Origin of the sequence: Micromonospora sp. 15K316, assembly GCF_004348525.1 — a bacterium.
Taxonomy (GTDB): domain Bacteria; phylum Actinomycetota; class Actinomycetes; order Mycobacteriales; family Micromonosporaceae; genus Micromonospora.
In genome coordinates, this window is sequence record NZ_SMKG01000258.1 from 1 (window position 1) to 7,683 (window position 7,683).

8 protein-coding genes and 1 pseudogene are annotated in these 7,683 nt (G+C 76.2%); 3 read left to right on the forward strand and 6 right to left on the reverse strand.

The genetic code is table 11. The features are described from left to right. Positions 1-49 precede the first annotated feature (49 nt). Together metF and E1211_RS28595 are read left to right on the forward strand one after the other, a co-directional pair. Positions 50-967: a methylenetetrahydrofolate reductase [NAD(P)H] gene (metF, locus tag E1211_RS28590; RefSeq protein WP_132352773.1), complete on the forward strand. Its 918-nt coding sequence runs from the start codon at positions 50-52 to the stop codon at positions 965-967. Between the two features lie 39 nt (positions 968-1,006). After that, positions 1,007-1,696 carry a CDP-alcohol phosphatidyltransferase family protein gene (locus tag E1211_RS28595; protein ID WP_132352759.1) on the forward strand — a complete coding sequence of 230 codons (690 nt, stop codon included), beginning with the start codon at positions 1,007-1,009 and terminating at the stop codon, positions 1,694-1,696. 72 nt (positions 1,697-1,768) lie between these two features. On the opposite strand, the gene E1211_RS28600 is transcribed toward E1211_RS28595, so the two are convergent. Genes E1211_RS28600 through E1211_RS28625 form a run of 6 tightly spaced genes read right to left on the reverse strand, consistent with a single transcriptional unit; the run spans position 1,769 to position 7,015 of the window. Then, entirely contained in the window at positions 1,769-3,253 is a 1,485-nt protein-coding gene (locus E1211_RS28600; RefSeq protein ID WP_132352761.1) for an NAD(P)/FAD-dependent oxidoreductase, read from the reverse strand. A 10-nt stretch (positions 3,254-3,263) separates the two neighbouring features. Beyond that, a complete protein-coding gene (locus E1211_RS28605; RefSeq protein ID WP_132352763.1) occupies positions 3,264-4,391 on the reverse strand; it encodes a glycosyltransferase family 2 protein in 1,128 nt (375 codons plus the stop codon). Further along, the gene (locus E1211_RS28610) at positions 4,388-5,254 is read right to left on the reverse strand and encodes a carotenoid biosynthesis protein (RefSeq protein ID WP_132352765.1); all 867 of its coding nucleotides are present in this window, start codon (positions 5,252-5,254) and stop codon (positions 4,388-4,390) included. Before E1211_RS28610 ends, E1211_RS28605 begins: the two co-directional genes overlap by 4 nt. Further along, positions 5,251-5,802 carry a GNAT family N-acetyltransferase gene (locus tag E1211_RS28615; protein WP_132352767.1) on the reverse strand — a complete coding sequence of 184 codons (552 nt, stop codon included), beginning with the start codon at positions 5,800-5,802 and terminating at the stop codon, positions 5,251-5,253. Before E1211_RS28615 ends, E1211_RS28610 begins: the two co-directional genes overlap by 4 nt. Then, complete coding sequence (locus E1211_RS28620) at positions 5,799-6,530, reverse strand: monooxygenase (RefSeq protein WP_132352769.1); 732 nt, start codon at positions 6,528-6,530, stop codon at positions 5,799-5,801. Before E1211_RS28620 ends, E1211_RS28615 begins: the two co-directional genes overlap by 4 nt. Then, a complete protein-coding gene (locus E1211_RS28625) occupies positions 6,527-7,015 on the reverse strand; it encodes a YbaK/EbsC family protein (RefSeq protein WP_132352771.1) in 489 nt (162 codons plus the stop codon). The genes E1211_RS28620 and E1211_RS28625 overlap by 4 nt, the downstream gene beginning before the upstream one ends. A gap of 482 nt (positions 7,016-7,497) precedes the next feature. Between E1211_RS28625 and E1211_RS28630 the strand changes: the two are divergent. Continuing rightward, positions 7,498-7,683: pseudogene (locus E1211_RS28630) on the forward strand (chromosome segregation protein SMC); the annotation flags it as partial.

A 7,683-nucleotide genomic window follows, 5' to 3' on the forward strand; every position in this document is an offset into this window, starting at 1 on the left:
CGCGGTGGTCACCCTCGTCGGCACGACGGCGGTGGCCCTCGGTCGGGTGATGCGCGGCTGGCAGCCGCACCCGCGGGAACACCACGCCCGCGGCCTCGGCCCGCTCCGGGTCGCCGGCTTCCCGGCCTTCTCGTTCGAGTTCTTCCCACCCAAGACACCCGAGGGTGAGCGCCTGCTCTGGCAGGCGATCCGGGAGCTGGAGTCGCTGCGGCCGTCCTTCGTCTCCATCACCTACGGCGCCGGCGGTTCGACCCGGGACACCACAGTCGCGGTGACCGAGCGGATCGCCACCGAGACGACGCTGCTGCCGATGGCCCACCTCACCGCGGTCGACCACTCCGTCGCCGAGCTGCGGCACGTGATCGGCCGGCTGGCCGGCGTCGGGGTGCGCAACGTGCTCGCGGTGCGCGGCGACCCCCCGGGCAATCCGGGCGGCGAGTGGGTTCCCCACCCCGAGGGCGTGCTCTACGCCGAGGAGCTCGTCCAGCTGATCCGCGGGGCCGGTGACTTCAGCGTCGGCGTCGCCGCCTTCCCCTACAAGCACCCGCGCTCGCCCGATGTGACAAGTGACACCGAGTACTTCGTCCGCAAGTGCCGGGCCGGCGCCGAGTTCGCGATCACGCAGATGTTCTTCGACGCCGACGACTACCTGCGGCTGCGCGACCGGGTGGCCGCCGCCGGCTGTGACACCCCGATCCTCGCCGGCGTGATGCCGGTGACCCGGATGGCCACCATCGAGCGGTCCGTCCAGCTCTCCGGGGCGCCCTTCCCGCCCGCGCTGGCCGAGCGGTTCGCGCGGGTGGCCGACGACGCCGAGGCGGTCCGCCGGCTCGGCGTCGAGCAGGCCAGCGAGATGTGCGGTCGGCTGCTCGACGAGGGCGTGCCGGGGATCCACTTCATCACCCTGAACCGGTCCACCGCCACCCGGGAGGTCTGGCAGAACCTCCGCGTGCAGGCGCGTACGTGACACCCGGCGACACCTGATCCGGGCTCGGACGGTTGGTCAGTGGTGGGCACACAGCTGAACTGGGACGAGTACGCCACGGCGTGGGCGCGGCTGCACGGGGGCTTCGACCCGCGCAAGGCCGCCCCCGTGGTGCGCGGTTGGCTGCGCTTCGCCTACCACGTCGGGTACGTGCTGGGCCGGATCCGGGTCGGTCCCACCGCGGTGACGGTGGCCGGCGTGCTGCTCTGCGTCTGTGTGCCGGTCTTCGCCGTGCGGCCGGTCGACGGGCCCTTCCTCGGGGCGCTGTTCGTCCTGCTGGCGGGTGTGGCGGACAGTGTCGACGGCGCGGTGGCGGTGGTCACCGGCCGCACCACCCGGCTGGGCTACGTCTACGACTCGGTGGCCGACCGGATCGGTGAGGCGGCCTGGCTGGTGGCGTTCTGGCTGGTCGGCGCGCCGGGCGCGCTGGCGGCGGCGGGTGGTGCGCTCTCCTGGCTGCACGAGTACGTGCGGGCCCGGGCGGTCTCCGCCGGGATGCGGGAGATCGGCGCGGTTACGGTGGGGGAGCGCCCCACCCGGGTCCTGGTCGCCCTCGGCGGGCTGCTGGTGGCGGGGCTGGCCGGGCTGATCGAGCCGGATCTCGCGGCCGGCACCATCACCATGGCGGCCGCGGTCTGGGTGCTGCTCGCCGGCTTCGGGCTGGGTCAGCTCCTCGCCGCCGTCCGCCGGGCCCTGATCGAGGCCGGCTGACCCGCCGCCGGTGCGCCGCTGCTCCGGCGCACGGCGCCGACCGTGGGCTACGCGGCGGCGCCCGGCCGGGCGCTACGCGGCGGGGCCGATGTCGGTGGCGACGATCTGGGCGGAGAGGGTGACCATCGGGAGCCCACCCCCCGGATGACCGGAGCCGCCGACGAGCCACAGCCCGTGCACCGGGCCACGGTTGGCGGGCCGGAGCAGGCCCCCGGCGGTGCCGTAGATCGCCCCGCCCGGTGCGCCGGTCGACGTGTCCAGGTCGGCCGGGGTACGGATCTCCCGGAACAGCAGCCGGTCCCGCACGTCGACGCCGCGCGCCGCGAGCACCTCCAGAACCCGGTCGGCGTACGCCTCGGCGAGGCCGGGCCGACGCCAGTCCACCGCGCCCGTCGAGGTGCCCTGGCGTGCCGCGTTGACCAGCACGAACCACGCCTCGTGACCGTCCGGCCGCACCAGTGGATCGTCGGCGACGGTGACGAGGACCGTCGGGTCGGACGCCGGGCGGGCCCGTACTCCCCGGCCCGGGTCGCCGAAGACCGCGTCGAACTCGGCGTCGTGATCGGCGGGGAAGAAGACGTTGTGGTGGGCCAGCCCGCTGGCGCCGGCCACCCCCAGCAGCAGCACGAACCCGGCCAGGCTGCGGTCGGTGAGCCCGGCCAGCCGGCGCGGGCTGGGCAGCAGGTCCCGGTAGAGGGTGAGCGCGTCGCAGTTGGCCACGACCACGTCGGCGGGGACCGGCGCGGTGGCCCCGGCGAGGCGTACGGCGTGCACCCGGCCGCCCGCCGCGTCGATCCGCGTCACCGCGGTACCGGTCTGCACGACCACTCCGAGGTCCAGGCAGCGGGAGAGCAGCGCGTCGGCGAGGGTGCCCAGTCCACCGCGCAGGTACCAGCCGCCGTACGTCAGCTCGGCGTACGGGACCGCGACCAGCGCGGCCGGTGCGCGACGCGGGTCCGCGCCGGTGTACGTGGCGTACCGGTCGAGCAGCATCCGCAGCCGCCGGTCGGTGAGGTGCCGGCGGCCCAGACCGCGCAGCGTCTGCCCCGGCGCGATGGCGGCCAGGTCGCCGAGCCGCCAGGCCAGCGCCGCCAGGTCCCGCGGGGAGTCGATCGGGCGGCGCAGCACGTCCTGGGAGGAGGCCGCCCACACCCGGGCGGCGCGCCGCCAGAGCCGCTGCCAGTCGGCCGCCGCCCGGTCGCCGAAGGCCGTGCCGATCCGGGTGGCGAACTCGGCCGGGTCGGCGCAGGAGTCCAGCGTCGAGGAGTCCGGGAAGACGTGGCGGACGATCGGGTCCAGCGGCACCAGGTCCAGGTACTCGTCGAGCTTCGCCCCGGTCGCCTCGAACAGGTCGGCGAAGACCTCGGGGAGGGTGAGCAGGCTCGGCCCGGTGTCGAAGTGGAACGGGCCGGCCGGGGTGTCGTGCACGTATCGGCCCAGCTTGCCGCCGACCGTGTCGGCCCGCTCGAACACGGTCACCTCGTGCCCGGTGGCGGCCAGCCGGGCGGCGGTGGCCAGCCCGCCCACCCCGGCGCCGACGACCACGATCCGCGCCATCACGCGCCTCCTAGCTGACCGGGCGGCCCCGCCAGGAGAGCCGGCGCCGCTTCCGCAGATGGTACGACCGCAGGGTCAGCCAACCGAGGAACACGACCGACACGGGGTGTGCCAGCGCGTCGGGCCACCACCGGCCCCCGGTCGCCCGGGCGGTCACCACCCGCCCGGCCACCCCGAGCAGGTACGCCCCCGCGGCCACCAGCGCCGCCGGCGCCGACCCGGCGACCAGCGCGGCCACCGTCAGCAGCGGCGGCGCGGTGTAGAGCAGGAGCAGCATGGCGACCACGACGGCGGCGGCGCCCGGATGCCCGAACGTGGCCCAGAGCGACTTCGAGTAGCCGTCGCGCAGCTGCCGCCAGTCCGCGTACATCCGGCAGTCGGCCAACCGGGAGGCGTCGGCGAGCGCGATCCGGTCGCCCGCGCGCTTGACCGCCCGGGCCAGTTCGATGTCCTCCAGGACCCGGCCGGCGACCGCGGCGTGCCCGCCCGCTCGCCGGTAGCCGGCCCGGTCCACGACCAGGAACTGCCCGCCCGCCGCGGCCAGCGACGGCCGCGGCGAGCGCTCCATCGCCCGCAGCGGCAGGAAGGTCAGCCACAGCCACTGCAGCAGCGGCTGGACCAGCCGGTCGGCCGTCGTCGCCGCCACGATCCGGGGGTACGCCGACAGCAGCGCCACGCCGGCCGAGCGCAGTTCGGTGACCGCCGCCGCCACGGCGTACGGGGCGAGCACCACGTCGGCGTCGACGAAGACCAGCGCGGTGGCCGCCGGGTCGGCCCGGTCGGCCAGCTGCCAGCAGGCGTACGGCTTGCCCAGCCAGCCCGGCGGCGGGGGCGCCCCGGTGAGCAGGGTGACCCGTGGATCGCCGTCGGCGATCGCCCGGACCACGTCGGCCGTGCCGTCGGTGGAGCCGTCGTCGAGCACCACGATCCGCAGCCCCGGCACCGCCCGCTGGGCGAGCAGCGCCCGCAGGCACGGACCTACCCGTTCGGCCTCGTCGCGCAGCGGCAGCAGCACCGCCACCGCCTCGGTCACCTCGTCCGGCGGCACCGCCGGGCGGCGCAGCCAGCGGGCCGCGTTGACCAGGGTGTGGCCGGTCAGCACGGCCACGCCGAGAGCGAGCGCGATGAGGGCGGTCATGCTGTCGCGTCGACTCCGGAGGGCTGCGGTCGCCACGGGGGCGGGCCGCCGGCCCGGTGGGCGCGCAGCAGCGCCGCCGCCAGCGGCACGGCGGTCACCCCCATGCCGGCCGCGCCCCAGAGCGCCGAGGCCGGCAGGCCCAGGAAGACCGCGTGGGCCAGCACGCTGGAGGCGTACGTCCAGAGGTAGAGCGCGAACATCGGGGTGTCCCGGCCGCCGGTGGCCGTCGCGGCGGGCCCGGCCAGCGGACGCAGCGCGCTCATCAGCAGCACCGCGAAGAGCAGCCAGCCGAGGTAGTTGCTGGCGGGGACGCCGGGCAGGCCGGGCAGGGCCCAGTCGACGTCCCGCCACCGCCAGTAGCCCTCGGCCACCATCTGCGGGTCGAGGAAGAGGTCCCAGGTGGCCAACCCCGTCGCGGCCAGCGCGATCCGCCGCAGCGTGAGCCGGCCGGCGGCCGGACCCGCCGCCGGGGGCGCGGCGGGCGGGCCGCCCGGCGCGGTGGTGAGCCGTACCGCCGCCAGCCAGGCCGGCCAGGCCATCCAGGTCCAGGCCAGCGGGATGATCAGCGGTACGCCGGCGACCTTCGGTCCCAGCTCGCCGGAGTAGTCGTAGCTGCCGAACGGCACCCCGGTGGCGACCCCGACCGCCTCCACGGCGAAGCCGCCGCCGGTGGCCACCGCGACCAGCGCCGCCGCGGCGCGTGGGCCCCGGCTGAGCAGGGCGTGGCCGACCGAGAGCAGGTAGCCGAGGCCGACGGTGAGCACGGTCAGCCGGGCCCGGAGCGTGCCGTCGGTCAGCGGATAGCAGATCTGGGCGAGCACCAGGACGGCCAGCAGCGCCCAGGGCAGTCGCCGGCGGATCATGCGGCCGGAGGGTCGAGGGGCAGGTCCCGCCCCAGCACACCGAACGGCCGTTCGTCGCCGGGGAACTGGAAGTCGCGCAGCACGTCGGTGAAGCCGAACCGCCGGTACAGCCGCCAGGCCCGCGACGTCCGTTCGTCAGCCTCCGGGGTGGAGAGCAGGGTGGTGGTCCCCTCGGCCAGGGTGAGCAGCGCGCGAAGCTGCCCGGCACCCAGACCGTGCCCCTGCGCCGGTGGCCGGACGTGCAGCTCGACCACCTCGAAGCAGCTGGTCAGCCAGCGCTGCCGGGCCGCCGGGTCCAGCGCCCGCAGCACCTGGTCGTGCCACCACTGCCCGGCGGCGCCGAGGTAGCCGTACCCGAACCCGGCCAGGTGGCCCTCGCTGGTCAGGCTGGCCACGGCGCGGAACCCGGGCCGGCGTACGTGGGTGGCGATGTAGCCGCGCCGGGCCTCCAGCAGATCGGTCCGGTAGCCCATCGCCTCGCCGTAGACGGCCACGACGTCGTCCAGCCGTCGGACGAGATCGTCCGGGGTCCACCGCACCAACCTCATGCCCACCCACCTCTGGTGTCCTCGTCGTCCCCGACCCAGCCCAGCACCGTGCGGTCGCCGACCACGTCGCGTATCTCGAACCGCGCGAAGAGCTCCTCGGCATACCACCCCTCGGTGGGGGTACGCGTGATCGCCGCGCGGTGCTCCGGGTGACGGTACGCGAACGCCACGAGGTCCGCCGGGGCGCGCCACACACTGACCGTGCCCTGCCAGCCCAGCGGGGCCTCGCCGACGCCGAACCGGGCCAGCAGCCCGGGTGCGCCGTGCAGGGCGGCGGCCACCGGCGGTACCGCCCGCCAGAAGGTGACCGCCCGCCGGGCCCGTAGCCGGGCCCGGGTCAGGGCGAGCACCGGGCCGTCGACCCGACCGCCGGACGGTTCGCCGAACGGGCGGCGGCGCGACCACTCGCCCCGGCTGGCCAGCGGGCGCAGGTCGACCCGGACGGCGGCGCGGGCGATCCGCGCCCAGGCCCGGCCGACGGGGGTGTCGTCGAAGCCGGCCGCCGCGGCGGGGGAGTCCCAGACGGTCAGTGCCGCCCATCGGGTCGGGTCGGCGTCGCCCGGCCCGAAGCCGGTGCCGGTCCCGGTGCCGAGCAGCTTGCCGAACCGTACGCCCGTGGTGGCGCGCAGCCGGCGCGGGTCGAGCGCCATCCGGGCCAACGCCCGGGGCAGCGCCGGCGGGGCGGTCCGCCACACGTGCAGCGTGACGAGCTCCGGGACGTCGTTCACGCCACCTCGGCGGGAGTGCCGGCGGTGATCCGGAGCAACTCGTCGTAGGTGGTCGGGAAGACCGCCTGGGGCACGCCACCGGCGGCCCAGATCTCCTGGTACGCGGCGAGCGCGGTGTCCACCAGGGTGCGCAGCGGTCGCGGGTGCCCGAGCGGGGCGACACCGCCGATCGGCTGGCCGGTGTGCGCCCGGACGAACTCCGGGGTGGCCCGGTGTAGCCGGGTGACCCCGATCGACGCGGCCAGGCCGGCGATGTCCACCCGGTGCGCGCCGGAGGTGAGCACGAGCAGCGGCTCACCGTCGGCCTCGAAGACGAGCGAGTTGGCGATCTGGCCGACGTCGACGCCGAGCGCCTCGGCGGCCGCCGCCGCGGTGTGCACCGCCTCGGGCAGGAGGCGTACGGCGCTGGGGGCGCCGGCGACGTCCCGGGCTTTCGCGTCGGCCAGCGCGTCCTGCACGGCCCGTACGTTGGGGTGTGGCTGCATGGGGCCATTCTTCCCGGTCCCGCCCGTCCCGGGTCGGCCGGCCACGCCGGGTCCCGGCCCGGGTCCCCGTGCTGCTGACGCTCCCGGCGGTCCGGCGCGTCACACGTTGCATTTTCGTCGGCGGAGGGGTGTACTGTCAGCAGCAGTTAGAACGAGTGTTCGATTGCCTCGAACGTTCGTTCCAACCTCCCGGGCGTGGCGTTTCGCGGCGCTGCCTCTGGGGCGGTGCGGCACCGCGGGCCGCACCTGGGTTCCGGGCAGTCGCGAGCCCGGTCCCACCAGGCAGGAGCGTCGTCCGCCGCCCACGACCCCCGGGCGGCGGACGACGAACCCGCCGGTACGCCGGCCGGGTGTGGTGTGGGGAAGCATCCACACCCGGCCGGCCACCACACCGGTGCGTCTTCCTCCGCACCACTCGACCCGGCGTCCGCCGGCCGCGACGAACCGGCCGGCCGCCTCGGCCACGTGGAGGAGACAGTTCCATGCCGACCAACCCGGCTCAGCCACCGACGGTGCCGGCGCACGTGCTGCCGCACCGCACCCCCGCCCAGCTCCTCGCGGTGGCCCGGCTCGGGCTGACCGAGGCCGGCCAGACCCGTCCCGACGGCCTCCGCTACGCGGCCGCCCACCTGGCCGCGCTGCGCGCGGCCGCAGCCCTGCTCGCCGCC

Coding starts and splice junctions, on each gene's coding strand:
- metF (WP_132352773.1), top strand. CDS start 50: ATGCGCGGCTGGCAGCCGCACCCGCGGGAACACCACGCCCGCGGCCTC.
- E1211_RS28600 (WP_132352761.1), bottom strand. CDS start 3,253: ATGGCGCGGATCGTGGTCGTCGGCGCCGGGGTGGGCGGGCTGGCCACC.
- E1211_RS28605 (WP_132352763.1), bottom strand. CDS start 4,391: ATGACCGCCCTCATCGCGCTCGCTCTCGGCGTGGCCGTGCTGACCGGC.
- E1211_RS28610 (WP_132352765.1), bottom strand. CDS start 5,254: ATGATCCGCCGGCGACTGCCCTGGGCGCTGCTGGCCGTCCTGGTGCTC.
- E1211_RS28615 (WP_132352767.1), bottom strand. CDS start 5,802: ATGAGGTTGGTGCGGTGGACCCCGGACGATCTCGTCCGACGGCTGGAC.
- E1211_RS28625 (WP_132352771.1), bottom strand. CDS start 7,015: ATGCAGCCACACCCCAACGTACGGGCCGTGCAGGACGCGCTGGCCGAC.